2 protein-coding genes are annotated in these 1563 nt (G+C 56.8%); both read right to left on the bottom strand.

Annotation, left to right across the window (positions count from 1 at the left end; genetic code table 11):
* Positions 1–1426: 4-hydroxy-3-polyprenylbenzoate decarboxylase (locus D6694_15060; protein ID RMH34745.1), on the bottom strand; the 1426-nt coding region annotated here is incomplete at its 3' end.
* A gap of 14 nt (positions 1427–1440) precedes the next feature.
* The coding region (locus D6694_15055) for a diacylglycerol kinase (GenBank protein RMH34744.1) at positions 1441–1563 on the bottom strand (123 nt) is incomplete at its 5' end.

The raw sequence follows: 1563 nt of genomic DNA, 5'->3' as shown, positions 1-1563 counted from the left end.
GCTTCACTTCCTCACTCATTTCGATCGCTCTGCCCCATTCTCGTTGAGTTTCCCCGGGCCATTTGTGCGTGGCGTCGAGGCCCATTTTTGAGCCGAGGCCGGCGACGGGTGAGGCGAAGTCGAGGTAGTCGATGGGGGTGTTTTCGATGATCACGGTGTCACGCGCCGGGTCCATGCGGGTGGTGATGGCCCAGATGACGTCCTTCCAGTCGCGGGCGTTGATGTCGTCGTCGGTGACGATGACGAATTTGGTATACATAAATTGGCGCAAGAATGACCAAACGCCCATCATGACGCGTTTGGCGTGCCCGGGGTATTGTTTTTTCATGGTGACCACCGCGAGCCGGTATGAGCATCCTTCCGGCGGTAGGTAGAAATCGGTGATTTCGGGAAACTGTTTTTGCAGGATGGGTACGAATACTTCGTTCAGTGCTTCCCCCAGCACTGCCGGTTCGTCTGGAGGACGCCCGGTGTATGTGGTGTGGTAGATGGGGTCGCGGCGGTGGGTGATGCGGTCTATGGTCAGCACCGGGAAGCGTTCGACCTCGTTGTAATAGCCGGTGTGATCGCCAAACGGTCCTTCGTCGGCTTCCTCGCCGGGCTGGATATGGCCTTCAAGAATGATTTCCGCCCACGCTGGCACGTGCAGATCGCTGTCCAAGGCTTGAGTGACTTCCGTACGCGCCCCCCGCAAAAGCCCGGCAAATGCGTATTCGGATAGGTTATCTGGGACGGGCGTGACGGCGCCCAAAGTGGTGGCCGGATCGGCGCCGAGCGCAACCGCTACTGGAAACGGTTCGCCCGGGTGGGTTTTTTGCCATTCTTGATAGTCAAGCGCCCCACCCCGGTGTGACAGCCAGCGCATGATGACTTTGTTTCGATCAATCACTTGCTGGCGATAGATGCCAAGGTTTTGGCGCGGTTTGTTGGGCCCGCGCGTAATGACCAGTCCCCAGGTGATGAGCGGTCCAGCATCCCCGGGCCAGCAGGTCTGAATGGGAAGTTGCGCCAGATCCACGTCATCTCCGCTTAGCACCACTTCTTGGCAAGGGGCGTTGCGCACCATTTTTGGCCCCATATGTAATACTTTTATGAAAATGGGCCATTTGTCTTTCAAATCGGCAAAGCCTTTCGGTGGTTCTGGGTTTTTCAGGTTGGCGAGGATTTCGCCAACTTGCCGAAGTGCCGAGACATCTTCCTGTCCCATCCCCATCGCGACACGCTTAGGTGTCCCAAACAGATTGGTCAGTACGGGCATTTTGTGGCCGGTAGGCTGTTCGAACAACAACGCGGGGCCGCCCAATTTGAGGGTACGATCCGATATTTCGGTCATTTCCAGATAGGGCGACACGGGCTGTGTGATGCGCTTGAGTTCGCCGCATGCTTCGAGCCGTGTCAGAAAACTTCGTAAATCGCGATCGCTCATGATTGATTTCGCTTTTATAGGTGAATTTTCGGCCACAGGATGCTGACCCACACAAGCCCCATGATAACGAGTCCAACAAGGACTGCGGCGGAACCCATGTCTTTGGCGCGACCAGCAAGCGGGTGCGGTTCGTGGCT

The sequence above is a fragment of the Gammaproteobacteria bacterium genome (genome assembly GCA_003696665.1).
Taxonomy (GTDB): domain Bacteria; phylum Pseudomonadota; class Gammaproteobacteria; order Enterobacterales.
Note: the sequence above shows the minus strand (reverse complement) of the source record. Positions and strands in the feature narration are given on the sequence as shown.